Genomic DNA, 23,937 nt, shown 5'->3' on the forward strand with positions numbered 1-23,937 from the left:
TTGTAGCATCACTCACGGCTTATACGGTCTATTTCTTGTAATAATTTCGGCATGCGATAATTACCACTCATCGAGGCAATAGCATTCATTGCAGTCGTTTGGCCAATTCCTTTAGCCGTGATGAATAATGGTCTTGAACTGTTGCCACGATATAGCTCGCGATCAGTTGGCGTATCTTTGTATTTTGTCTTTGCCACGCCAACAACGGGGATCAATCCATCAAGCGCGTCGAAGAGATGGCCGCCCATACCATTCGCGGCGTTTCTACCGAGAGTACAGTATCCATCTATCACGATAGCCCTAAGTTTTTCATCTAGCATTGAGACAAGACCCAATATCAACGGCATTTCGCGTTTATAGAAAGCGCCAGGTTCATATGGAAGGACTGCGCTAACTTTGTGGATCAGGCTCTTTTCAAAGGACAAAGATGACCAGTCTTTGAACAAACCACCCGCAACAATCGCCCCACCGGCCGACGGATAGGAAACATCAGTTGCGAGGATGAGCGAGGACATCAGGATACTTTTCGATCCATTCGGTAGCCAATGCTACTCGTCTTTCAGCAATTTCACCCTCGTCCAAGCTGTCAAAGTATTCAATTTCCGGTCTTTTCAAGAGGACCTTGGTGACAAGATACCACGGCATATAGTAATTATCATAGAGACGATCAAAGCGCTTATCGAGCTCTTCCATTCCTGATCTAAGAAATGCAGTTCTATCAAGACCATTATTCTCGTTTAAAATACGTTGGAAATCATGGACGAGCTGGGCGTATTCTTCGAGCCCAGCCACTTCAAAAAGATAAATCGCATCACAAAGAACCGCTCGAACATGCAGAGACTTCAGTTCTATTAATTCGAGAACATGATTGTGACCTGAGTCCACCATCCCGCGAGCGTAAACCGCGAAGTTCTTTGTCGCCATCAAGGCTGGCGGTATCACCCTGTCGTGTACCCCTCTTTCTTCAGTTAGGTAGGATACATTCTCCGCGATCTCCGCAAACAGATTTTGCTCGCTTTCGTGTTGGGTCGAAAACTCCAATGTGTAGCGAGACCTGACGATGTATTTCATCTCGGATACTTCGTGCGTGACGGCCTTATCAATCCCTCAACTTGCTGGCGTCGACGAAACCCCGACCTGCGCGGGCCGTAGTAGCCGGTCGTGCAGCATGAACCCGCTTGCCGACACCTGAATGATCTCGCCAGCCTTTGTTCCCGGCAACGGTGCCTCGAACATCGCTTCGTGCTGTTTGGGGTCGAATTTGTCGCCCACTTGCGGCTCAATCGGTTCGATCCCGTGTTTCTTGAACACGTTCAAGAGTTCCCGCATCGTCAGTTCAACACCTTCCAAGAGCGCCTCGGGCACCTTTTCCTCGCCTTCATTCGCCGCGTTCAAGGCGCGGCTCATGTTGTCGTAGACGGGCAGCAGGTCGCGGGCGAGTTTGGAGCCGCCATAGTTTTCCGCCTCGCGCCGGTCGCGGTCGGCCCGTTTGCGCGTGTTTTCCGCGTCGGCCAGCGCCCGCATGAACTTGTCCCGGAAATCATCGCGTTCGGCCCGCAGCGCCTCGATCTCGTCGAAACTCGCAGCGGCGGCTTCGAAATCGGCCTCGTTGCCTTCAGCGGCGAGTTCATCCAGGCTTTGCAGTTCTTCTTCTTTCTCGGACATGCGGTCTTCCTATCAAGAGCGGTCGGCGATCAGTTTGCCGACCAGCTGTGCAGTGTAATTCACGATGGGCACGATGCGCCCGTAATTGAGCCGCGTGGGCCCGATGACGCCAACGGCGCCGATGATCTTTCGGTCGGCGTTCATATAAGGGGAAACGACGAGAGAGGAACCCGAAAGTGAGAACAATTTGTTCTCGGACCCGATAAAAATGCGCACGCCGTCCGCGTCGTCGGTCAGATCAAGGAAACGGGCGATGTCGCGCTTGCGTTCGAGGTCATCGAAGAGGGTGCGGATCAGGTCGAGGTCGACCTCGGATTCGCTGTCTGAGAGGAGGTTGCCCCTGCCCCGCACGATCAGCCGTTCGGTCGGTTCACCTTCGTTTTCCCAAAGCGCCTGACCGCTTTCGACCAGTTCTGCGGCGAGTGCGTCGATTTCCTGCCGCCGTTGCGTGATTTCGCGGGTGATGACGTTGCTGAGGTCAGACAGCGTGTGACCCGCAGCAATAGCGTTAAGGAAATTGGCGGCCTCGCGCATGGAGGATGGCGTTTGACCCGGCGGCGGCGTGAATATGCGGTTTTCGACCTGCCCGTCGGCGAAGACCAGCACGACAAGCGCACGGTCCTGCGAGAGTGAGACGAATTCGATGTGTTTCACGGGCGCTTCGTGTTTCGGGGTCAGCACCAGGCTCGCGCCATGGGTCACACCGGAGAGGGCCTGGCCAACTTCGTTGAGCACCGTCGCGACATCCTGGTCATTGGTGCCAAGCGTGCGGTCGATCTTTTCACGGTCGTCGCCGTCGAGGTCGCCGACTTCGAGCAGGCCGTCAACGAACATGCGCAGGCCGAGTTGCGTGGGTACCCTGCCCGCACTGACATGGGGGCTGTCGAGGAGGCCGAGGTATTCGAGATCTTGCATCACGTTACGAATCGTGGCTGCGCTGACCTTTTCCGAGAAATCACGGGTGAGCGTCCGGGAACCGACAGGCAGCCCGGATTCAAGGTAGCCTTCGACCACGCGCCGGAAAACCTCGCGCGAGCGGTCGTTCATATCCTGCAGGTTGGGCGTCTGATCGTTCATTGCGGTTCCCTTGGGAGGCTGGGCAATTAAAACGAAGATGGTCGGGCCGTCAATCGGGGTTGGATTTCATTTGCGTGCGGCGTATGCCCGGGACGTCATCAACAAGGAGGTTTTCCCATGCGCCCATCTGGACGGCAGACGAATGAAATGCGCTCGATTGAGATCGAGACAGGGGTGACGATGCATGCGGAAGGGTCCTGCCTGATCAAGTGCGGGAACACGCATGTGCTATGTACGGCGACGGTTGATGAAAAGGTGCCGCCGTTTCTGAAAAACTCCGGCCTTGGATGGGTGACGGCCGAGTACGGCATGCTGCCGCGCGCGACGAATACGCGGATGCGGCGGGAGGCGAAGAATGGACAATCCGGGCGGACGCAGGAGATTCAGCGGCTGATTGGCCGGTCGCTGCGCGCAGGTGTGGATCGGGTTGCCTTGGGTGAGCGGCAGATTGTTGTGGATTGCGATGTAATCCAGGCGGATGGCGGGACGCGCTGCGCATCGATCACCGGCGGATGGGTGGCGTTGAAGCTGGCGGTGCAGAAGTTGATGAAGGCCGGGGATGTGATTTCTGATCCGTTGATGGAGCCAGTCGCCGCTGTGTCGTGTGGTATCTATGCGGGGCAGGAAGTGTTGGATCTTGATTATCCAGAGGATAGTGAGGCCGGAGTCGATGGTAATTTTGTCATGACGGGCGGTAAGCTGATCGAGGTGCAGATGTCCGCCGAGGGGTCAACCTATAGCCGTGCGCAGATGGATGGGCTGCTGGATCTGGCCGAGAAAGGGATTTCAGAGCTGACAGCGGCTCAGATGGCTGCGGTGGGCTAATGCGGAAATTTGACGGTGATCGGCTGGTCATTGCGACCCACAATCAGGGGAAGCTGGAGGAGATGCGGCATTTGTTGGAGCCGTATGGCATTACGCTGACCTCGAATGCTGATCATGATCTGCCGGAACCGGAAGAGACCGAGACGACCTTTGCCGGGAATGCCCGCATTAAAGCCCATGCTGCAGCCAAGGCGACGGGGTTGCCGGCCTTAGCGGATGATAGCGGGATTACGATTGATGCGTTGGATGGTGCGCCGGGGGTCTATACCGCTGATTGGGCGGAGACACCGAATGGCCGTGACTTTGTGATGGCGATGGAGCGGACACATCGGGAATTGGACGCTGTCGGTGCCCCCGCCCCGCGCAGAGCACAGTTTAACTGTACCTTGGTGCTTGCTTGGCCGGATGGGCATGATGAGGTGTTTCCCGGTGTCATGGAAGGTCAAGTCGTTTGGCCGATGCGAGGGGATCAAGGACATGGTTATGATCCGATTTTTCAACCGGATGGCTATGATCAGACCTTTGGTGAGATGGATCGTTGGGAAAAGAACAAGATCAGCCATCGCGCCGATGCTATCGCGAAGTTGAAGGCGTGCTTTGACTGAAGACTGGGAGCATGGCGGCTTTGGTCTGTATATCCATTGGCCGTTTTGTCAGGCGAAATGTCCTTACTGTGATTTCAACTCTCATGTTGTCGCCCAAATCGATCAAAAGGCGTGGGAGAAGGCTTATCTGAGTGAGATTGCGCGTATCGGTGAAGAGACCCGAGGCCGTGTATTGCGGTCGGTTTTTTTTGGAGGTGGCACGCCAAGCCTGATGGACCCGGATGTGGTTGCGTCCGTTTTGGAAGCCGTGCGGCGCACGTGGCCGATTGCAAATAATCTGGAAGTGACACTGGAGGCCAATCCGACATCGGTAGAGGCGGGCCGCTTTGCTGGGTATCGGGATGCGGGGGTGAACCGGGTATCGATGGGTATTCAGGCGTTGAACGACGCTGATTTGAAACGATTGGGCCGATTGCATTCCGTCGCCGAAGCGATGACCGCCTTTGATGTCGCGCGAGGCATTTTTGATCGGGTCAGTTTTGATCTGATCTATGCACGGCAGGGGCAGTCATTGGAGGATTGGCGGTCGGAGCTGCAACAGGCGTTGGACTTCGCCGTCGATCACCTGTCGCTTTATCAGCTCACGATCGAGGATGGGACAGCCTTTGGTGATCTATACGCGCGGGGGAGATTGCGGGATTTGCCGGAGGACGACCTGACCGCCGATATGTACCTGTTGACCCAGGACATGTGCACGGCGGCGGGAATGGCAGGATATGAAATTTCGAACCATGCCCGATGTGGTGCCGAGAGCGTACATAACATGATCTATTGGCGTTACGGCGATTATGCAGGAATCGGACCGGGAGCGCATGGACGGTTGACGCTGGCTGGACAGCGTTATGCGATCGAGACGCCTTTGGCACCAATGGAATGGCTCAGCCAGGTCCGTCGGACGGGACGTGGCGAGGGTGTGCGGGAAGCGCTGGATTTGGCAACGCAACGCAGCGAATTGTTGTTAATGGGGTTGCGGCTGTTTCGGGGTGTGGATTTGTCGCGGTTAGAATTGAAAGGAGATGAATCTTTATTCAATAAAATCAGTTATTTGACAGAAATCGATATGGTTTCTTTTGACCATGACAGGTTGACATTAACGCAGGCTGGTCGACCGATCTTGAACGCGATCTTACGTGAACTTTTGCCGGATCATTGACCAGACAAAACGCGCATCAGATCGTCGAGTTGTTCAAGCGTGCGGTAGCCGATGGTCAACTTACCGCCTTCCGCCTTTGGTTTGTGATCGATCGTGACTTTCATGCCAAGTGCCGCCGCCAGTTCATTTTCCAACTGCACGGTATCGGCATCTTTCGGCACAGGTGCCCCCGGTACGGCGCGTTTCTTGATAGCCGGACCCTTTTTCGCGAGCTTTTCAGTCTCGCGCACCGACAATTTCCGCTGAATGACTTCGCGGGCCAGTTCTGTCGCCAGATCGTGCCCAACCAGCGCCCGTGCATGACCGGCGGTCAGGGCGCCGCTGACGAGGTAACCGTGTAGTTCTTTTGGCAATGTCAAAAGACGGAGAAGATTGGCGATGTGGCTACGGCTTTTGCCAAGTGCGGTCGCCATCTGTTCCTGGGTGTGGCCGAAACGGTCCATCAGTTGGCGGTATCCCATAGCCTCATCAATCGGATTCAGATCAGCCCGCTGAATGTTCTCGATGATCGCGATTTCAAGGACTTCGGTATCATCATATTCGCGCAAAATGATGGGAACTTCATGAAGTTTGGCCATTTGCGCTGCACGCCAACGGCGTTCGCCCGCCACGATCTCGTAGTGGCCATCGTGATGCGGTGCCGGTCGAACGATCAAAGGCTGAATGATGCCTTTTTCAGCGATGGATGCCGACAATTCTTCCAATGCGTCGGGCGCGAAGGTGCGACGCGGCTGATCGGGGTTTGGGTGGACCCGTTCGACCGGCACATGCAGATCGGCGCGGGCTGACGTCGCTGTCGTTGTGTCATCCTGCGCGACATCCGACATCAAAGCAGACAAACCGCGGCCAAGACCGCGGGTTTTTTTCGTGTTACGCGCCATGAGCGATATTTCCTTTTGCTTTGGTGCGATTCAGGATTTCCTTTGCCAGCGATCGGTATGCTTCGCTACCCTTTGAATGAGTGTCGTAGGCCAGGACGGGAATCGCGAATGACGGTGCCTCGCTTAAACGGACGTTGCGGGGGATCACTGTTTTGAACACCATGTCACCCATATTTTCGCGGGCATCGTCTTCGACCTGAAGCGATAGATTGTTTCGTCGGTCATACATCGTCAAAGCAATACCTTCGATACGCAAATCCGGATTCGCACTACGCCGAATATCACGCACAGACAGGATGAGCTGCGACAATCCTTCCAGCGCGAAAAATTCACTTTGCAAGGGAACGACAAGTGAATGCGCAGCCACCATCGCATTCACTGTCAATATATTGAGAGATGGCGGGCAATCAATCAATATGTAGTCATAAACTGCAATGTCATTACTGCCATCCAGCAATGCCTTGCGTAATAGCGAGCTGCGCTCGGCTTTGTCGGTAAGCAGAATATCGGCCGACGCCAGATCAGTTGTCGCTGGAATGATCGACAGATTTTTGACGGATGTGGGCTGTATGGCCGATGCAAGATCGTTGTCGCCCAGAAGAATATCGAACGACGTAACTTTGCGCTGATCCTGGTTTACGCCAAGACCGGTCGATGCATTGCCCTGCGGGTCAAGATCAATCAGCAAGACTTTCTTACGCTTTTCAGCAAAAGCGGCACCCAGATTGATGGTTGTCGTCGTCTTACCAACGCCGCCTTTCTGGTTCGCGATCGCGATAATTTTCGGAGTTTTTTGCACGCCGTCACCCGATTGGAGATATGCCATGAATGGCCAGAAGTCGGGCGTCAGGATCGGTCAAACTGGGGTGGTCTTCAAGGTCAAAGGACCAGCTTTTTGATGCGACGGCGATTTCATCGCGGTAGCGCTTACCTTTGTGAAGAAGAGCGGTACCATCCGGCTCAAGATGTCGATGAAGCAGCGGCATGATCGTCAATAGTGATGTCAGCGCGCGGGCCGATACTATGTCTGCGTTAATGGCCGGAACCTTTTCGATGCGTTGCGCAATGACACTGCAAGGCAAGTCAAGATCGCGGGCGACAGATCGTAGGAAAACGGTCTTGCGCTGATCGCTCTCGATCAATGTGATCTTCATGCTTGGCATGTGTTGCTTGGCCAGAATGGCGATAACGAGTCCGGGGAAACCACCACCACTGCCAATGTCGAGCCACTGGCGTGGTTTATTGGGAATAATTGCAAATATCTGTGCAGAATCAATGACATGACGCTCCCAAAGCGTATGGATCGTACCCGGAGCAATTAGATTGATCTTTTTTGTCCACTTTTCGACAGCGTTTGAGAAATGTATCAACCGGTCAAGTGTTTCACGTGAAACATCGACACCACCGACCTCCTGCGGCATATCAGGTACCAGTCAACGGCGCCTGTTGCCGCTTCAACGCCGCTAAGATTAAAATCATTGCGGACGGTGTCATACCATCGATTTTATTCGCTTGCGCGACATTTGAGGGTCTGATTGCCTCTAATTTCGCCCGAAGCTCTGCCGAAAGTCCGTTGATTTCAGCGTAATTCAAGTATTCGGGTATCAGCGCTTTCTCATCTTTGGCCAGGTTTTCGATTTCCCGTTCCTGCCGCGCCACATAATGTGAATATAGCGCATCGCGCTTTAGCTGCTCCCGGATGTCATTTGGGATCGTGAATGCGCGATCCGTCAACTGATCCAGCTGATCAAAACCAAAATCAGCCAAAGACAAGGCGTCAAGTGCGGAGCGGCGAGCACCATCAGGATTCAGTTTGGTCCCCAGTGCAGCAATTTCGCGTGCTGAAAAGCTGACTGAGGATAATGATGTGGTCGCTTTTTCAAGCGCTTCCCGCTTTTCCAAGAACACACGCCATCGTTCATCGCCCACGACACCCACAGCGTGCCCCATTGCCGTGAGCCTTTGATCGGCATTGTCGGCACGCAGAGACAATCGAAACTCCGCCCGGGATGTAAACATCCGATATGGTTCGGAAACACCGCGTGTAATGAGATCATCAATCATGACCCCGATATAGGAATCTCGCCGACTGAAATGGATGGGATCACGATCAAGTGCTTTCGCCGCCGCATTCACACCGGCGACCAGACCCTGCGCCGCCGCTTCTTCGTATCCAGTTGTTCCGTTGATCTGCCCCGCAAGGAAAAGCCCCTGCACATCACGCAATTCTAGCGTCTGTCCAAGCGATCGCGGGTCAACATAGTCATATTCAATCGCATAACCCGGCTGCAAAATCTCTGCATTTTCAAGACCGTAGATGGATCTGACATAATCCTCTTGAACCTCGGCGGGTAAAGACGTCGAAATGCCGTTCGGGTAAATGGTATCATCGCTCAGGCTTTCGGGTTCCAAGAATATCTGATGCGATGTCTTCTCTGCAAACCTGACGATCTTATCTTCGATCGATGGGCAGTAACGGGGCCCGACGCCGGAAATGTGGCCACCATACATCGCCGAACGATCAAGGTTTGCCCGGATGATATCGTGGGTCCGCGCATTAGTATGTGTAATTCCACATTCGATCTGTGCTGCGGACGGGCTTTTCGACAAAAAGGAAAACATGGTCGGCGCGTCGTCGCTTGGCTGCATTTCCAGTGCGTCCCAGCGAATGGTTCGCCCATTTAACCGCGGCGGCGTTCCAGTCTTCAATCGGCCCAAAGGTAAACCAAAGCCATCCAACCTTTCCGCCATAGCGACAGATGGTGCATCTCCCATTCGTCCACCAGGGCGCGAGACGTCGCCGATATGTATGACGCCACGTAGAAAAGTACCTGTCGTCAAAACGACCTGTGATCCAGAAATCGCGCTTCCGTCCGCCAGAATGACACCAGCGACGGTTTCGTCGCTCATCATCAAATCAACAGCCTCACCTTCGATCACCTGTAGGTTCTGACACGCCGCCAGCTCCGTCTGCATTGCCGTGCGATAAATTTGCCGATCTGCCTGCGCACGGGGTCCTTGGACAGCCGGGCCCTTCTTGCGATTCAACAGTCGAAATTGAATACCGGCCCGATCTGCGACACGGCCCATCACACCATCCAGCGCATCGATTTCCCGGACCAGATGCCCCTTTCCCAACCCACCTATTGCCGGATTGCAGGACATGACCCCGATTGACCCCTTGGTCAGTGTGATTAAGGCCGTCCGCGCCCCAATTCGCGCTGCGGCATGAGCGGCCTCAGCCCCCGCATGGCCGCCACCGATAACCAAAACGTCAAAGTCCTGATGTTTCACGTGAAACACTCCTACTTGCCGATACAGAAGCTGGCGAAAATCTCTCCGAGAATATCTTCTACATCAACACGCCCCACAAGGCTATCCACCGCCCGAACCGCCGACCATAAGTGTTCGGCAGCAAACTCTGTTCCTTCACCGTCATCAAGCAAACGTCGCGCCATCTCTATCTCTTCAACAGCACGTGTCATCGCGTGCCTGTGCCGCGCCCGCATCGCGACCCCGACAGAGGCGACGCGGTCCTGCAAGCGAGTCGCAATCTCGCTCAATAACCAGTCCACACCCTTCCCGGTCAAACCGGAAACAGCACTTCCGGTCTCTGATCCAAGATCGGCTTTAGCCCACACAATAATGTCAAACTTTCCGATATCTGGTGTATCATCATCGCTTGATAACAACATATGTACTCTAATGTCTGCTTCACTGGCGCGGTGACGCGCCCGATCAACACCCAACCCTTCCACGATATCATCCGTCTCACGAATTCCGGCGGTATCCAACATGGTGACCGGAAAGCCCGCAATGTCCATCCGTACCTCGATGACATCACGGGTCGTGCCGGCGACCTCGGACGTAATCGCCACATCCCGTCCGGCCAAACGATTGAGCAAGGTCGACTTTCCGACATTCGGCGCCCCCACGATCGCCACCTCGAACCCGTCACGAATCCGTTCGGCCGCGACGACGCCCGCAGACTCACGCGCCATCGCGGCCATGACACCATCCATCAGTTCAATGACCTCCGGGTTGACATCAACCGGTACGTCTTCGTCAGCGAAATCGATGGTCGCTTCCAACAAGGCCACGGCACGTACGAGGTCAGCGCGCCACCCATCAACCAAATCCCCCAGCGCCCCGGAAAAAACCCTGATGGCTTGCTGACGCTGACGATCGGTTTCCGCGTCGATCAAATCGGCAAGGCCCTCGACCTGCGCCAAATCCAAGCGACCGTTTTCCAACGCTCGCCGCGTAAACGCACCAGGTTCTGCCGGTGACAGCTCCGGCTGTTTTCCCAGCTCATGCAAGACGGCCGATACGATCGCCGGACCGCCATGCAAATGCAGCTCGACAACCTCCTCTCCGGTAAAACTCCGACCTTCCGCAAACCGCAGAACCAGCGCCTCATCCAAAAGATCCCCATTGGTGTCCGTCAACCGACGGACACCGCGCATCGCAGGCACGTCCGTCATTAGCCTTCCGGCAGCTCGTGCAGCATCCGGGCCAGACAGTCGCACGATAGCGACGCCCGCACACCCTTGGGCCGTCGCGAGGGCAAAGATCGTTTTCATTTCACTAGCTTATTGTTTTAAAACAATAATTCAGGTATTCATTGAATCGAAGAAATCGGAATTGGTCTTCGTTTGCTTCAACTTCCCAAGCAGGAATTCGATCGCATCGGTTGTCCCCATCGGGTTCAGGATACGCCGCAAAACAAACGTCTTGGCCAGATCGGTCTTGTCCACCAAAAGGTCTTCCTTCCGCGTCCCGGATTTCAGAATATCCATCGCGGGGAAGACTCGCTTGTCCGCCACTTTCCGATCCAGCACGATCTCGCTGTTACCTGTCCCTTTGAATTCCTCAAAGATCACTTCATCCATCTTCGATCCGGTATCGATCAGTGCCGTCGCGATGATCGTCAGCGACCCGCCCTCCTCGATATTCCGGGCCGCACCAAAGAACCGCTTGGGCCTTTGCAACGCATTCGCGTCAACACCACCCGTCAACACTTTCCCAGACGACGGGACGGTCGTATTGAACGCACGTCCCAACCTGGTGATCGAATCCAGCAGGATCACGACATCCCGCTTATGCTCCACCAACCGCTTCGCCTTCTCGATGACCATTTCCGATACGGCCACGTGCCGTGCTGCAGGTTCGTCAAAGGTCGAGGACACAACCTCACCCTTAACGGACCGCTGCATATCCGTCACCTCTTCCGGCCGCTCATCGATCAGCAAAACGATCAGATAGCACTCGGGATGATTCTTCTCGATCGAATTGGCGATGTTCTGCAGCAGCACTGTCTTGCCGGTCCGCGGCGGCGCCACGATCAGTGATCGCTGCCCCTTCCCGATCGGTGCGACCAGATCGATCACCCGGGCCGAGCGATCCTTGATCGTCGGATCCTCGACTTCCATCGTCAGCCGTTCGTCCGGGTAAAGCGGCGTAAGGTTATCGAAAGCGACCTTGTGCTTCGCCTTGTGCGGTTCTTCGAAATTGATCGTTTCGACAGATGTCAGCGCAAAGTAACGCTCGTTGTCATTCGGCTCCTTGATCACGCCTTCAACTGTGTCACCTGTGCGAAGTGAATGGATCCGGATCATATCCGGCGACACATAGATATCATCGGGACCCGGCAGATAGTTCGCCTCGGGCGACCGCAGGAACCCAAACCCATCCTGCAAGACTTCCAGCACGCCATCACCACCGATGATCCATTCCTCATCGGCCCGTTCTTTTAGAATGGCGAACATCATATCGCCCTTCCGCATGGTCGAGGCGTTTTCGATCTCCAATTCTTCGGCCATCGACAAAAGGTCGGTGGGGCTTTGCGCCTTTAGATCGGCCAAATTCAAACGGTGTTGTGACATCACATATCCCTGATGCGGCATCGTGGCCGACATATCATCTATTCAAGGTGGAAGTGCTGGACCGGACGGTCCGCTGCGAAACAAATAAGGATCACGCCACGACGAGTCAATGGACCCTAAAACGGACGGACCACGACAGCGACGACGATGAACACCATCAACACGGTCGGCATCTCGTTGAACAGCCGGTAGGTACGACCAGACCGCGTGTTCGTTCCAGCCGCAAACTCCTTGCGGCGTGCCGCCATCCAACCATGCGCCCCCGACATCAAAAGTACCGATATGATCTTGATCCAGGCCCAACCGGCACCCCAATCGAAAGCACCCAACCCGATCATCATGAGCCCGGTAATCCACACGACGATCATTGCCGGGTTCATGATGATCTTCAGAAGCTTCATTTCCATGATCTGAAACGTCCGATCAAGCTCGGATCCGATACTGGCCCGCTCTGCATGATAGACGAACAATCTCGGAAGATAGAACATCCCGGCCATCCATGCGATCACTGCCATGACATGCAAGGCTTTGATCCAGGGATAAATGCCATTCAAGAGATCGATCATTGTTCTACGCTCCTGACGATCTTCCTGAATTAAATATAAAAGAAAGAAAAGATGATGTTGTTGTTTGTAAGCCTGAAATCTGTGGTTTCTTCGTTCATCCGCAGACTTATCCCCCGCACACGGGGATGATCCTACATCCCAAATCTACCCAAAGAAAGAATTAACATATTGATTTAATTTAATTATCTTGAGCATGTTTCTTTCCACGTTGCTCCTTCGACCTCTTGACATTTGACCGCATGGCGATTCCTCCACAACGTCACTTTATCCTTTTACCGTGTGGAAAACGATTTGATGCCTTCGGGACAAAACATGACTTGAATACTGAACGGTGGACAGGCAGGAAAAGCCCACGTTTTTCCTCCGTCCGACACATCGGTTCTCCCGCTCGTTATCCACATGTCTATCCAGATCATTCTTGCCTCCGGTTCTGAAATCCGCGCCACATTGCTGCGCAATGCGGGCCTGACATTTGATGTGCGGGCCGCGAAGATCGATGAGAATGCCGTCAAACGATCTCTGGTAGCTGAGGATGCGTCACCCCGCGACATTGCCGACACACTTGCCGAGCTCAAGGCACAAAAGGTCGCTGCGAACAATCCCGGTGCACTCGTCATCGGGTGTGACCAGGTCCTTGCGCATGGTGGTGACCTTTTTACGAAACCGACCACGCCAGATGATGCATTGGCACAACTGAAATCGCTTCGTGGCGGCAAGCATCAATTACTTTCTGCGGCGGTCATCTACGAAAATGACCGACCAGTCTGGCGGCATGTCGGCACGGTGCGTTTGCATATGCGTGACGCCACCGACACGTACCTCGCCGATTATGTCGCCCGAAATTGGCACAGCATCCAACACGCTGTCGGCGCCTATAAGCTGGAGGAAGAAGGTGTGCGTCTTTTCAGTCGCATCGACGGAGATTACTTCAACGTTCTGGGTCTTCCGCTTCTGGAGCTCTTGTCTTACCTGACGCTTCGCGGAACACTTCCCGCATGACCCAGATACCGCGCGCCGGCGTCATCGGACATCCTATCGATCATTCTCTATCTCCCAGGCTGCATGGGCACTGGCTGCAGCGCTATGGTCTTACAGGCAGTTATGACGCAATCGACGTCCCGGAAAGCGGGATCGAAGCCATTCTGAAAAACCTGCCAGCCAAAGGTTATGTCGGGGTCAACGTTACCTTGCCGCACAAAGTCGCCGTGTTGAAATTCGCGGATCATATCAGCGATCGCGCAACCCTGATCGGCGCAGCCAATACGCTGACATTCAAAGACGACGGCCGAATCCTGGCCGACAATACAGACGGCTATGGTTTCATGGCCAATCTGCGACAGGGTGCGCCGGACTGGGATGCGAAATCGGGGCCAGCGGCGATATTCGGTGCTGGCGGCGCGTCCCGCGCGATCATTGTCGCGCTTGCCGATGCGGGCGTCCCCGAAATCCTGTTATCCAATCGCACCCGCCCCAAGGCAGAGGCGTTGCGTGATGAATTCGGTACGCGTATCCGCGTCGTCGACTGGGTGCAGGCCGATACGATGCTGGACGATGCGACGACAGTGATCAACACGACATCTCTTGGCATGAAGGGCGCACAACCGTTCAAGGTTCCCCTCGACAACCTCAATCCTGCAGCCGTCGTGACGGACATCGTTTACACGCCCCTAGATACGGCCTTCCTCGAATCAGCTCGGACGATAGGATGCACGGTCGTCGACGGCCTTGGCATGCTGCTTCATCAGGGCGTTCCCGGATTCGAACGATGGTTCGGCGTCCGCCCTGCCGTCGATGATGACACCCGGAAAGCAGTCCTTGGATGAGCTTTTTTCTGGGTCTCACCGGGTCGATCGGCATGGGCAAGTCGACGACGGCGCAGATGTTTCGCGACGAAGGGATCCCGGTTTGGGATGCTGACGCCGCCGTACACCAGCTTTACCGCGCGGGTGGTGATGCGGTAGAACCGATTCAGAATCTTTTTCCGGCGGTGATTCAGGATGGGCAGGTTAGTCGTGCGGCTGTGAAAGGCATTATCGCCGAAGATTCCGAAGCACTGAATAAAATTGAAAGCGTCGTACATCCTCTTGTTGCGGAGCATCGACAAAATTTCATCGATTCTCATGACGACCAGTTACTGGTTTTCGATATTCCACTTTTGTTCGAAACCGATGCCAACCATTGGCTGGATGCGATCCTTGTGGTCACTGCGCCGCCGGACGTGCAAAGGGACCGCGTGATGCAACGTCCCGGCATGACCAAAGCGCAGTTCAACGCGCTTCTCGAACGGCAGGTTCCGGATGTCGAAAAACGCGCTCGGGCGGACTATATCATCGAGACGCTGACGCTGGACGATACCCACGCGGCCGTGCGAAAATTGATCAGTGAACTTAAGGGTGTATCCGATGCGTGAAATCGTCCTCGATACCGAAACCACCGGCTTTGAACCGGATGAAGGTGATCGCATCGTTGAAATCGGCGCCGTCGAACTGATCGGTCATGTCCCGACGGGCCGCACATATCATCAATACATCAATCCCCAACGGTCGATGCCTGCCGATGCTTTCGCAGTGCATGGGATCGGCCCGGACTTGCTCGACCCGCCGGAAAATCCAAAGCCCGGCCAGGAAACGCTGCGCGACAAGCCTGTTTTCAAAGACATCGCACAGGATTTCGTCGATTTCGTGGGTGACGCTAAACTGGTCATCCATAACGCGGCATTCGATATGAAGTTTCTGAATGCCGAACTAGGCTGGGTCAACCGTCCGCTTTTGCCTATGGATCAGGCGATCGACACGCTCGCCATCGCGCGGCGAAAATTTCCCGGCTCTCCGGCATCGCTCGACGCGCTGTGCCGTCGGTTCGGGATCGACAATTCGTCACGAACACTGCACGGCGCTTTGCTCGACAGCGAGATACTCGCTGATGTCTATCTGGAACTGATTGGCGGGCGGCAGCCGGATTTTGCGCTTTCCGCAGATGCGCGCCAAACAGGCGATTCCAAAGGTCAGGAAGATTGGCGTCCGATGCCTCGCCCGACAGCACTGAACCCGCGGCTCACAAACGAAGAAGCCGCCGCCCATGCCGCCTTTGTCGACGGTCTAGGCGATGGCGCTGTCTGGAAAAAACTTGGCTAACGTCTATTGCTCGGGCGCTTTGGCTTTTTCGGACTCGGCCCGGCGGGCCAGTTCAGTGCGATAAAGCGCAAGGAAATCAATCGTTTCCAGATTCAGTGGTGGGAAACCACCGTCACGTGTCACGTCGCTGACGATTCGACGCAGGAATGGGAACGTGATGCGCGGGCATTCGATCAACAGATAAGGATGCATCTGCTCATCCGGTACGCCCTCGACCTGAAACACGCCCGCATATTCGATCTCCAGCACGAATAGAGGTTCGCCCTTCTCCTTGGTCTTGCTGGTGATGTTCAGCTTGGTGATGATCTCAAACTGGTTTTCCGCTGTCCGCTTGCGTGCGTCCAGGTTCACCTGCACCTGGATTTCCGGCTGTGCATCGCCCTGCACGCCCTTCTGAGCCAGGATATTCTCGAAAGACATATCTCGGATATATTGCGCAAGAACGCGGCTTTTGACTTGTTGTGCTTGTGCGGCTTGCGCCGGTGCGGCCCCGTTTTCGGGTGTATCGGACATTGGAATTCGCTCCAGTTGAAATTGGTTCGCGCGTTCCTAACAGCCCGTGTCTAAAGGCTCAATGCCGTGTCCATCCGGATGTCGGATGGGTCGGCTTTTTCCCCGGCGTTACATCCTCGAATTCCGCATCGATCACGCGGTCGCGGGGGCCGCCCGGATCATGCGTCGGCTGCGGCCCCATCTGGAACCGCTTCACCTTGATCTTCGAACGTGCCCATACAAATGCGGCACGCCGGACAGAAGGCACAAGAAGCGAGAGGCCGACGATATCGGTGAAAAAGCCCGGCGTCAGCAAAAGCGCACCCGCGAACAGGATCATTGCCCCATTGGCCAATGGTTCGGTTGGATCTTTCAGATCCGAAAACGATTTCTGCAGATTGCCGAGTTCGCGCAACCCTTGGGCACGCACCAGATATGATCCGGCGACGGCGGTCACCAAAACGATGAGCAACGTCCACCACACGCCGATCAGTCCGCCGACCTGAATGAACAGCGCGATTTCGATCATTGGAACGGCGATAAACGCCAGTAACAACCACATGATTGGCACCTTTCGTCTCAATAGCAGTGGCAAGGTGGACTCGCCCCACCCCCTGACCTACATAAGGTGCGACTGGTGAAATACCATGCCACCCCCTTGATGAGGTCCTGATGAACTCTCCGATTATCCAGCTTTTGGTTCTTGCTGGCATCGCCGTCTTCCTGATTTTGCGCCTTCGCGGCGTATTGGGAACGCGCGAAGGATATGAAAAACCCGCCGTCACGCGGCCCGATCCCGCACGGCGGGCCAAGCCGGAATTCGATGTGATCGAAGGTGGGCCGGATCTCGACATCACCGATCACGTGGCCGAAGACTCACCGGCTGCCAAGGCCTTTGCAGAGATGAAGCGCATTGATCCGTCGTTCAGCGTCGGCGAATTTCTTGGTGGTGCACGGGGCGCGTATGAGATGATCCTGATGGCCTTTGAAAAAGGCGAGCTGGACGAAATCGTGCCTTTTATCTCGGAAGATGTGTACGAAGCCTTTGCAACCGTCGTTGATGAACGCCAGCGCAATGGCCTGACGATCGAGGCGAACTTTATCGGCATCAGCGACATCAATATCGTCACGGCCGAATTTGACGATCAGACCAAAGACGCCGACATCACCGTCCGTTTTAAAAGCGAGATGACATCGATTGTTCGCGACAATGCGGGTGATGTGATTGAAGGCAGCGATACCGAGATCAAGCGCCAGAAAGATGTATGGACTTTCTCGCGCAAGATGGACTCGGACGATCCGAACTGGCGGCTTGTTGCCACGGGCGAATGATCCAGGCGTGGGTTGCGGGCTTTGGCCTGTCTTTGATGATTGCAGGCAGTGTGATGGCCGAAGAGAACCCTACGACCTACACCAGATTGTCTTTCGATGATCTACAGGGTTGGGCGGCTGATGATCATCAGACCGCCCTCGAGGTTTTTCAGAACACATGCCGAGACTTGCGAGATATTCGGTGGGAAGTTACGTGCGACTACCTGCGAACTGACCCGGACCCACGCGATTTCTTTGAAAAGTTCTTCACTCCGGTTTTGATCGAAGACGGCGAACCGATGCTGTTCACCGGTTATTTCGAACCGGAATTGCCGGGATCCCGTGTGCGTGGCGATGACTACCAGCATCCCATCTATGCGGTGCCTGACGATCTGGTGCGCGGCGAACCCTACTTTACCCGCCGCGAGATCGACGAGGATCGACCGCTTGCCAACCGCGACCTCGAACTGGCGTGGCTGACCGATCCGGTCGATCTGTTTTTCCTGCAGGTCCAGGGGTCTGGCCGCATCCGTCTGCCTGATGGTTCCATGATGCGGGTCGGATACGGTGGGAAAAACGGTCGCGAATATTCGTCCATTGGCATGGCACTGGTCGATCGGGGTGAGTTTGAACCACATCAGGTCTCTGCCCCCGTCATCCGCAACTGGGTGCGTCAAAACCGAAAGGAAGGCCGCGCCCTGCTTTGGGAAAATGAAAGCTATGTTTTCTTTCGCGAAGTCAGCGAGGTACCCGCCGACCGCGGCCCGCTTGGGGCAATGAACCGGTCGATCACCGAAGGCCGCACAATCGCTGTCGACCCCGCATTCGTGACGCTTGGCGCTCCTGTCTGGATTGAGAAAGAGGGGGCTGAACCGATGAACCGCCTGATGATCGCGCAGGATACCGGATCGGCGATCAAGGGTGCGCAGCGGGCCGACATCTTCTTTGGCACCGGTGCCGAAGCAGGGCGCGAGGCCGGGAAAATAAAAGATTCCGGTCGCATGGTCGTGCTGCTGCCCAAGACGATCGCGCATACCTTGGTGACGGGCAGGTAATGCGGAAACCGCGTCATTTATCGGCGGAAGAACGGGCGTTGTGGGACAAAGTGGCGGAACGCACCATACCCATGGAGCCGGCGAAGGTGAACACACCACTACCGCAACCGCAGCAAAAGAGACCGTCCAAGGAGCCGATACCAACCTTCAAGGTTGGCCAGACGGTCGATCATCGCAAACCCCATGACATCCTGCCCGGTATCTCGGACCGCTTATCGCGCGCACCGGTGAATATGGATCGCAAATTCTATGGCAAGATGACCCGCGGCAAACTGAAGCCCGAGGCACGTCTGGATCTGCACGGCATGACACTGGCCGAGGCGCACCCGGAATTGGTGGCGTTTATCCTTGGGTCACAATCGGTGGGGCGGCGGCTGGTCTTGGTGATTACCGGTAAAGGAAAAGACCGCGATGACGGCGGTCCGATCCCCACGCGGCACGGCGTTCTAAGGCATCAGGTGCCGCAATGGCTCGCCCTGCCGCCGTTATCTCAGGCCATTTTGCAGGTCACACCCGCCCATCTGAAACACGGCGGGCATGGGGCTTACTACGTCTATCTACGCCGTAGCCGCTAACCGGGCGTCAGCACGGCGCAGGGGAACGATCATCCCAGCCGTCGCGATCACAAAGGTCGCCGCATAGATCAACATCTGCGTTTCCCAGCCCACGCCCACATCGATCAGCCAGCCGGACAAACCCGGCCCGATGGCAGAGCCTAAAACCATCACCGCTGTCGCGACCGCTTTGATCGACCCGATATGCGCCGTCCCGAAATAAGTGGACCACGTCGTGACCGGCAAGGTCGATTGCCCACCACCAGCAAGCCCCATCAGGATCACGCCCAAAGCCGCCCACGCAATCGTCGGCGCATAAGCGTGGATGATGAACGCGATGCTGTAGGGCAGCAGGTAAATCAGCAACAACCGACTGACCCCAAACCGGTCAATCGCCCAGCCAAAGACAAACGTCGAAGCCATGAAGGTGAAAGTCCCCAGCGGGAAGACAGCGACCAAAGCCACATGGCTCCACCCCTTGATCTCTGCAAAGTGGACCTGATGAAACCAAAACGCCGTCGCGAACATCGGGAAGAGGGTCATCGCAGGCAGAACCGTCCAGAACAGCGGATGTCGGATCGCTTGTGACCTTGTCCAATGCCGCCCATCCATCCCCGGACTGCTATCGGTTTTCGCGACCGATTGGGGCGTGCGTTCAAGGCGGAGGAGCCGCCACAACAAGGGCAGCATCAGCAGGATAAAGCAGGCAAACCCGACCCAAACATGCCGCCACGGAACAAAGGTCTTGATCCAGGCACTCAATATCGGCAGCCCAGCCTCGGCAATCACAAACCCGACGGTCACGATCGCCAGCGCCCGCCCGCGTGTGGCGATGAACCATCGGGCGATGGCGGTCGCGGCGGTGTGGCTGGTCATTCCCTGCCCGAAAAGGCGCAGGCAAAAGATGATGATGACAAGACCAACGACACTGTGATTGAATGCCATCCCCAGACAAGACAGGGCGAGCAGCAACAGAACGACGATCCCCAACGACCGGACGCGAAACCTGTCCGTCAGCCCGCCCGCAAAGACCATCACAGCGGCAGAGGCCATCGTGGCCACCATGTAAAGCAGCCCCCAATCGCCATTGCTGAGGTTGAACTCTGCGCGAATTTCACCCGCGAAGACGGCGATCAGGAAGGTTTGGCCGAAACTGGACAGAAAAAGCAGCAGACCACCGACGGCGAGGAAGGGGGCGTTGTCCCGGATGAATGATAGGTAGGCGTTCATCCGCCCTTGATGATCTGGGCGGAAGAAATGGAAAACCCCTAAAGCACGTACCGGCTCACATCCGTTGACCGCGCCAGCTCACCCAGATGTTCCTCGACGAAATCCGCGTTGATGGTGATTTCGTCACCAACCCGATCCGGTGCGTTGAAAGACAGATCCTCGAACACCCGTTCGATCACGGTGTAAAGCCGCCTTGCGCCGATATTCTCGACACTTTCGTTGACCTCCGCCGCGATCTTGGCGAGCGACTTGATCCCGTCCTCGGCGAAGGTCACCGTCACCTCTTCGGTCTTCATCAGCGCGGAATATTGCAAGGTCAGCGCATTATCCGTCTCGGTCAGGATGCGTACGAAATCGTCCTCGGTCAGTGCCCGCAATTCGACGCGGATCGGCAAACGCCCCTGCAATTCGGGCAGCAGATCCGACGGTTTCGCCACATGAAACGCGCCCGACGCAATGAACAGGATATGGTCCGTCTTGATCGGCCCATGCTTCGTGGACACGGTCGTGCCCTCGATCAATGGCAGCAAATCGCGCTGTACCCCCTCGCGTGATACATCCGCACCGCGCCGGTCGGCGCTGGCGCAGACCTTGTCGATCTCATCCAGAAAGACGATGCCGTTCTGTTCGACCGCTTCCATTGCCGCCTTCGTCACCGTCTCATCATCCAGCAGCTTGTCCGCCTCATCCGCGATCAGCGCATCATAACTGTCGGCAACAGTCATTTTCTTCTTGGTCTTCCTGCCGCCCATCGCTTTCCCAAACAGATCGCCCAGGTTCATCATCCCGCCCATACCGCCGGGCTGACCGGGGATTTCAAAGGCGCTCATCGGATTGGAATGGTCGGCAAGTTCCAGTTCGATCACCGTGTCATCCAGCTCCCCCGCTTTCAGTTTCTTGCGAAACATCTCGCGGGTGGCATCGCGGGCATCGGTCCCCGCAACGGCGGTGATCACGCGGTCCTCAGCGGCCTCGCGCGCCTTGGCCTTTACGTCTTCGCGCATGTGTTCGCGTGTATCGATAATCGCGGTATCGACCAGATCGCGGATGATCTGTTCCACGTCACGTCCGACATAACCGACCTCTGTAAACTTCGTCGCCTCGACCTTGATGAAAGGTGCGCGCGCCAGCTTGGCCAGGCGCCGCGAAATCTCGGTCTTGCCCACACCGGTGGGCCCGATCATCAGGATGTTCTTCGGATACACCTCGTCCCGCAGATCATCACCCAGTTGCTTGCGCCGCCAGCGGTTGCGGAGGGCGACGGCGACAGCGCGTTTCGCATCCTTCTGGCCAATGATGAACCGATCGAGTTCCGAGACGATTTCACGAGGGGTGAGGTCAGTCATATTCTTCCCTAAGCATGAGACGGTGGCAGACGGTTCAGCGGAAGAACACCACCGAACAGCCGCAGGATAAAGGCGCGGATGCGTTCCCAGAACGCACCAAGCAAAAGCAGGACGATTCCAAGGATCAGCACGGTCATCGCAGTGCTGTCATTGTCGAACACCGTATTCGTCAGCGCGACAAGATAACCGATGGCGGTGATCAGGAAAGACCGGCGGTCGATGATGATCGCCACAATGGCGAATACGGTAAGAACAGCGAGCAACAGCGCATTCGCCTCGGATTCCATCAGCGAAAGCGCAATCGTATTCATCAGCGCAGGCGCCGCTACGATATGCAGCCAAAACCCGTTGGCCGACCTACGGGTCACGCGATGCGGGTCGCTCATGTCAAACGCCATCGCCACGGCGAAGACCAGCACGCCCAGCGCGAGGGTGATCCACGCAAAGGGGCCATCGGCTGACAACAGAAAGAATTCGCTGATACTTTCTATCCGTCCGCCGCGTGTGGCGGTAAAGACCGTGGCCGTCACGAATAGCCCGATCGCGATCATCGCCATGGCGAACGGCACCCGGAAGCGCCACCAATAAACCAGCAATGCGATCGTGGCGAGCATAAGCGGCAACGGGATGCTGCTGTAATCGTCCTGCGCAATCATGAACGGTTCCAACATGTAGGCGATGAACCCGAACCCGGCATTGGCCGCGAACATGATCGACAAAGCGATCGCAGGGGCGACCATGCGACGGTGGCGGATGAAATATTCGGACAACAACCAAAGCACGACGGCGCTGATCACGGACACGGTCGTCGCATATTGCTGGATGTTGATGATCTCGGTCCCGACGGCCAGACCGGTGACGCCATACCAACCCGATGCCAAGATTATCAGGCCAACGACAATGAAAATTTCGTTGAAGCCTTTGAACAACTCAAACGGCTCATCCCCGGCGGCCAGATTTTCGCGCGCACCCCGGCGGCTATCGGCAAAGCTGATCAGCGTCGCTGCCTGCTTTTCCGTCAAAAGGCCGCTGCTGACGGCGGCGCGCAGATCGTCACGTTCGATCATGATGTTCCTCTGGTTTCGCCAGTACCTATGGTCGGCGTGTCGGCGCGCCAAGGGGCGCATCCGCCTTTTGCCCCAAATCGCACAGGTTCACAAATGCGTGCAGCCGATTGCCAGAATGTCGCACCGGCGTAGTGTATCGCCAGCAACCATAGGAGGTCCGATCATGGACAGACGCACATTCCTGGCCGCTGCCGCCGCTATCACCGCAACTCCGGTTTTCGCGGGTGGCCATGGCCGTCTAGGGACGTTCACCGGGGTGAATAACCACGTGGTCACCGGCACAGCGGAAATCGCGGGCAACCAGATCAACCTGCTGGACGATTTCACCTTCGACGGTGCACCTGACCCCAAGGTCGCGCTGGGCAAAGATGGTACTTATGATCCAGCGACATTGTCCGGCCTGTTGGAAAACTACAACGGCGCGTCCAGTTTTACCGTGCCCGATGGCATCGACACCGACGACTACAACGAAGTCTGGATCTGGTGCGAACGGTTCAACGTCGGTCTTGGGGTCGCCCCGATCGGTTAACCCAAAGATTCAACCGTCAGATTGCCGTTGGTGTACACACAGATATCGGCGGCGATCGCCATGGCCTCGCGGGCAACAGCCTCGGCATCACGGTCGCTGTCCATCATTGCGCGCCCGGCAGCCAGTGCATAATTCCCGCCCGAACCGATCGCCGTCACATCATGCTCGGGCTCCAGCACATCCCCCGCACCGGTGATAACCAGCAGGTCTTTCCCGTCACTGACGATCAACATCGCCTCCAGCTTTTGCAGGTACTTATCCGTGCGCCAGTCTTTCGCCAGTTCGACCGATGCACGTGCCAGCTGGCCGGGCGTTGCCTCCAGCTTTTTCTCCAGCCGCTCCAACAGCGTAAACGCATCGGCGGTCGAGCCGGCAAACCCGGCGATCACGTCTTGCCCACCCGGTGACAAACGCCGCACCTTGCGCGCGGTCCCCTTGATCACGGTCTGGCCCAGGCTTACCTGTCCATCCCCGGCGATGACGACCTTGCCACCCTTGCGCACACCGATGATCGTCGTGCCGTGCCAACCGGGAAAGTCTTCGTTTGCCATGATCCGCTCCT

General features: G+C 56.1%; 28 protein-coding genes. 11 read left to right on the top strand and 17 right to left on the bottom strand.

From position 1 onward, the window contains the following. Window positions 1–8: 8 nt before the first annotated feature. From V8J85_RS10440 to hrcA, 4 genes are read right to left on the bottom strand one after another with little or no spacing between them, the layout of a single operon-like run. Entirely contained in the window at window positions 9–515 is a 507-nt protein-coding gene (locus V8J85_RS10440; protein ID WP_339953674.1) for an endonuclease V, read from the bottom strand. Then, a complete protein-coding gene (locus V8J85_RS10445; RefSeq protein WP_339953675.1) occupies window positions 490–1,071 on the bottom strand; it encodes a hypothetical protein in 582 nt (193 codons plus the stop codon). The genes V8J85_RS10440 and V8J85_RS10445 overlap by 26 nt, the downstream gene beginning before the upstream one ends. Before the next feature lie 36 nt (window positions 1,072–1,107). Continuing rightward, window positions 1,108–1,665: a nucleotide exchange factor GrpE gene (locus V8J85_RS10450; RefSeq protein ID WP_339953676.1), complete on the bottom strand. Its 558-nt coding sequence runs from the start codon at window positions 1,663–1,665 to the stop codon at window positions 1,108–1,110. 12 nt (window positions 1,666–1,677) lie between these two features. Further along, window positions 1,678–2,742, bottom strand: coding sequence for a heat-inducible transcriptional repressor HrcA (hrcA, locus tag V8J85_RS10455; RefSeq protein ID WP_339953677.1), 1,065 nt, complete (start codon window positions 2,740–2,742; stop codon window positions 1,678–1,680). A gap of 117 nt (window positions 2,743–2,859) precedes the next feature. On the opposite strand from hrcA, the gene rph reads away from it, so the two are divergent. From rph to hemW, 3 genes are read left to right on the top strand one after another with little or no spacing between them, the layout of a single operon-like run. Continuing rightward, window positions 2,860–3,567: a ribonuclease PH gene (gene rph, locus V8J85_RS10460; RefSeq protein WP_339953678.1), complete on the top strand. Its 708-nt coding sequence runs from the start codon at window positions 2,860–2,862 to the stop codon at window positions 3,565–3,567. Beyond that, the gene (gene rdgB, locus V8J85_RS10465; RefSeq protein WP_339953679.1) at window positions 3,567–4,172 is read left to right on the top strand and encodes an RdgB/HAM1 family non-canonical purine NTP pyrophosphatase; all 606 of its coding nucleotides are present in this window, start codon (window positions 3,567–3,569) and stop codon (window positions 4,170–4,172) included. The genes rph and rdgB overlap by 1 nt, the downstream gene beginning before the upstream one ends. Next, a complete protein-coding gene (gene hemW, locus V8J85_RS10470; RefSeq protein WP_339953680.1) occupies window positions 4,165–5,325 on the top strand; it encodes a radical SAM family heme chaperone HemW in 1,161 nt (386 codons plus the stop codon). Before rdgB ends, hemW begins: the two co-directional genes overlap by 8 nt. On the opposite strand, the gene V8J85_RS10475 is transcribed toward hemW, so the two are convergent. The 7 genes from V8J85_RS10475 to hemJ all read right to left on the bottom strand — a co-directional run bounded on the left by V8J85_RS10475 (window position 5,319) and on the right by hemJ (window position 12,657). Next, entirely contained in the window at window positions 5,319–6,206 is an 888-nt protein-coding gene (locus tag V8J85_RS10475; protein ID WP_339953681.1) for a ParB/RepB/Spo0J family partition protein, read from the bottom strand. The two genes, hemW and V8J85_RS10475, sit on opposite strands and share 7 nt — an antisense overlap. Continuing rightward, on the bottom strand, window positions 6,196–7,032 hold the full coding sequence (locus V8J85_RS10480) for a ParA family protein (RefSeq protein ID WP_339953682.1): 837 nt from the start codon (window positions 7,030–7,032) through the stop codon (window positions 6,196–6,198). Before V8J85_RS10480 ends, V8J85_RS10475 begins: the two co-directional genes overlap by 11 nt. Next, window positions 7,010–7,627: a 16S rRNA (guanine(527)-N(7))-methyltransferase RsmG gene (gene rsmG, locus V8J85_RS10485; RefSeq protein ID WP_339953683.1), complete on the bottom strand. Its 618-nt coding sequence runs from the start codon at window positions 7,625–7,627 to the stop codon at window positions 7,010–7,012. Before rsmG ends, V8J85_RS10480 begins: the two co-directional genes overlap by 23 nt. Before the next feature lies 1 nt (window position 7,628). After that, window positions 7,629–9,500 (bottom strand): tRNA uridine-5-carboxymethylaminomethyl(34) synthesis enzyme MnmG, encoded by a 1,872-nt coding sequence (gene mnmG, locus V8J85_RS10490; RefSeq protein WP_339953684.1) that lies wholly within the window; start codon window positions 9,498–9,500, stop codon window positions 7,629–7,631. A gap of 11 nt (window positions 9,501–9,511) precedes the next feature. Then, entirely contained in the window at window positions 9,512–10,789 is a 1,278-nt protein-coding gene (gene mnmE, locus V8J85_RS10495; RefSeq protein ID WP_339953685.1) for a tRNA uridine-5-carboxymethylaminomethyl(34) synthesis GTPase MnmE, read from the bottom strand. A 30-nt stretch (window positions 10,790–10,819) separates the two neighbouring features. Continuing rightward, window positions 10,820–12,091: a transcription termination factor Rho gene (rho, locus tag V8J85_RS10500; protein ID WP_339953686.1), complete on the bottom strand. Its 1,272-nt coding sequence runs from the start codon at window positions 12,089–12,091 to the stop codon at window positions 10,820–10,822. Window positions 12,092–12,207: 116 nt separating this feature from the next. Continuing rightward, the gene (gene hemJ / locus V8J85_RS10505) at window positions 12,208–12,657 is read right to left on the bottom strand and encodes a protoporphyrinogen oxidase HemJ (RefSeq protein ID WP_339953687.1); all 450 of its coding nucleotides are present in this window, start codon (window positions 12,655–12,657) and stop codon (window positions 12,208–12,210) included. A gap of 399 nt (window positions 12,658–13,056) precedes the next feature. Between hemJ and V8J85_RS10510 the strand changes: the two genes are divergently transcribed. The 4 genes from V8J85_RS10510 to dnaQ are packed head-to-tail and all read left to right on the top strand — an operon-like array spanning window position 13,057 to window position 15,791. Further along, window positions 13,057–13,656, top strand: a complete 600-nt coding sequence (locus V8J85_RS10510) for a Maf family protein (RefSeq protein ID WP_339953688.1) — start codon at window positions 13,057–13,059, stop codon at window positions 13,654–13,656. After that, window positions 13,653–14,480, top strand: a complete 828-nt coding sequence (locus tag V8J85_RS10515; protein ID WP_339953689.1) for a shikimate dehydrogenase — start codon at window positions 13,653–13,655, stop codon at window positions 14,478–14,480. The genes V8J85_RS10510 and V8J85_RS10515 overlap by 4 nt, the downstream gene beginning before the upstream one ends. After that, window positions 14,477–15,067, top strand: a complete 591-nt coding sequence (gene coaE, locus V8J85_RS10520; protein ID WP_339953690.1) for a dephospho-CoA kinase — start codon at window positions 14,477–14,479, stop codon at window positions 15,065–15,067. Before V8J85_RS10515 ends, coaE begins: the two co-directional genes overlap by 4 nt. Beyond that, a complete protein-coding gene (gene dnaQ, locus V8J85_RS10525) occupies window positions 15,060–15,791 on the top strand; it encodes a DNA polymerase III subunit epsilon (RefSeq protein ID WP_339953691.1) in 732 nt (243 codons plus the stop codon). Before coaE ends, dnaQ begins: the two co-directional genes overlap by 8 nt. 3 nt (window positions 15,792–15,794) lie before the next feature. Here the strand turns inward: dnaQ and secB are convergent, their stop codons facing one another. Beyond that, complete coding sequence (gene secB / locus V8J85_RS10530; protein ID WP_339953692.1) at window positions 15,795–16,304, bottom strand: protein-export chaperone SecB; 510 nt, start codon at window positions 16,302–16,304, stop codon at window positions 15,795–15,797. Between the two features lie 58 nt (window positions 16,305–16,362). Then, complete coding sequence (locus tag V8J85_RS10535; RefSeq protein WP_339953693.1) at window positions 16,363–16,845, bottom strand: FxsA family protein; 483 nt, start codon at window positions 16,843–16,845, stop codon at window positions 16,363–16,365. Between the two features lie 110 nt (window positions 16,846–16,955). Between V8J85_RS10535 and V8J85_RS10540 the strand changes: the two genes are divergently transcribed. The 3 genes from V8J85_RS10540 to V8J85_RS10550 are packed head-to-tail and all read left to right on the top strand — an operon-like array spanning window position 16,956 to window position 19,224. Next, window positions 16,956–17,615, top strand: coding sequence for a Tim44/TimA family putative adaptor protein (locus tag V8J85_RS10540; protein WP_339953694.1), 660 nt, complete (start codon window positions 16,956–16,958; stop codon window positions 17,613–17,615). Next, window positions 17,612–18,649 (top strand): murein transglycosylase A, encoded by a 1,038-nt coding sequence (mltA, locus tag V8J85_RS10545; protein ID WP_445285893.1) that lies wholly within the window; start codon window positions 17,612–17,614, stop codon window positions 18,647–18,649. Before V8J85_RS10540 ends, mltA begins: the two co-directional genes overlap by 4 nt. Next, entirely contained in the window at window positions 18,649–19,224 is a 576-nt protein-coding gene (locus V8J85_RS10550; RefSeq protein ID WP_339953695.1) for a Smr/MutS family protein, read from the top strand. The genes mltA and V8J85_RS10550 overlap by 1 nt, the downstream gene beginning before the upstream one ends. Here the strand turns inward: V8J85_RS10550 and V8J85_RS10555 are convergent. Genes V8J85_RS10555 through V8J85_RS10565 form a run of 3 tightly spaced genes read right to left on the bottom strand, consistent with a single transcriptional unit; the run spans window position 19,207 to window position 22,846 of the window. After that, a complete protein-coding gene (locus tag V8J85_RS10555; RefSeq protein WP_339953696.1) occupies window positions 19,207–20,433 on the bottom strand; it encodes an MFS transporter in 1,227 nt (408 codons plus the stop codon). The genes V8J85_RS10550 and V8J85_RS10555 overlap by 18 nt on opposite strands. A gap of 38 nt (window positions 20,434–20,471) precedes the next feature. Continuing rightward, entirely contained in the window at window positions 20,472–21,779 is a 1,308-nt protein-coding gene (gene hslU, locus V8J85_RS10560) for an ATP-dependent protease ATPase subunit HslU (protein ID WP_339953697.1), read from the bottom strand. Window positions 21,780–21,787: 8 nt separating this feature from the next. After that, a complete protein-coding gene (locus V8J85_RS10565; RefSeq protein ID WP_339953698.1) occupies window positions 21,788–22,846 on the bottom strand; it encodes a hypothetical protein in 1,059 nt (352 codons plus the stop codon). A 163-nt stretch (window positions 22,847–23,009) separates the two neighbouring features. Between V8J85_RS10565 and V8J85_RS10570 the strand changes: the two genes are divergently transcribed. Then, window positions 23,010–23,375, top strand: coding sequence for a DM13 domain-containing protein (locus V8J85_RS10570; RefSeq protein ID WP_339953699.1), 366 nt, complete (start codon window positions 23,010–23,012; stop codon window positions 23,373–23,375). Here V8J85_RS10570 and hslV read toward each other — a convergent pair. Continuing rightward, a complete protein-coding gene (gene hslV / locus V8J85_RS10575) occupies window positions 23,372–23,926 on the bottom strand; it encodes an ATP-dependent protease subunit HslV (RefSeq protein ID WP_339953700.1) in 555 nt (184 codons plus the stop codon). The two genes, V8J85_RS10570 and hslV, sit on opposite strands and share 4 nt — an antisense overlap. Between the last annotated feature and the right edge of the window lie 11 nt (window positions 23,927–23,937).

This window comes from Yoonia sp. 2307UL14-13, assembly GCF_037572755.1.
Taxonomy (GTDB): Bacteria; Pseudomonadota; Alphaproteobacteria; order Rhodobacterales; family Rhodobacteraceae; genus Yoonia.